This window comes from Nonomuraea antimicrobica, from assembly GCF_039536965.1.
Lineage (GTDB): Bacteria > Actinomycetota > Actinomycetes > Streptosporangiales > Streptosporangiaceae > Nonomuraea > Nonomuraea antimicrobica.
Map to the genome: position 1 here is coordinate 1 of NZ_BAAAZP010000135.1, position 586 is coordinate 586.

The 586-nt window shown below is 67.6% G+C and carries 1 protein-coding gene; it reads right to left on the reverse strand.

Features of this window, described 5'->3' with window-relative positions:
- On the reverse strand, positions 1-493 hold a 493-nt coding region (locus ABD844_RS34345), incomplete at its 3' end, for a hypothetical protein (protein ID WP_344887228.1).
- Positions 494-586 lie beyond the last annotated feature (93 nt).

Sequence of the window (586 nt, forward strand, 5' to 3'; positions counted from 1 at the left end):
CCGCCTCCAGCACACCAGGCCGCCGATCGGCATCGGAGATCGCCGCCGTGAACACCGGACTGGCACTCGGCAAAATCCACACGCCCGAGACCAGCTGACCAGGGGCGGACACCTTGCTTACGGCAGGTGCCGGCGGGATCGTGTCGAAGACCTTTGTGTCGACTCGGGCGGACACCCACTCCGACCACGGACCCGACGCCCCCGACGTGGTCGTCGCCCGCGCCCGCCAGCGGATCTGCCAGCCATCGACCAGCTTGCCCGACGGTACCATCGCCCAGGCGATCGTCCCCGGCGCATACGCCTTGTCCGAAGCCCCTGACCAGATGAGACCAGTTCCCTGACCCGGCACAACCGGGTCATGTTCCACTTCCACGTCCAGCTTGCTCGATCGGTTCTCCGGATCGGACACCCGTGCGTACAACCACGGCGTCAACGATCCCGCCGCCCACGAAGCAGAGCCCGGCAGAGCCGGGTTCATGCCCAGCGACTCCACCAACGGCTCCGTCAGGTCAACGCCTGCCAGCGCCCAGTCGGACCACGGGCCGGCAACGCCGGAAGTGGTTTCGCCTCGTACTCTCCAGCGGAT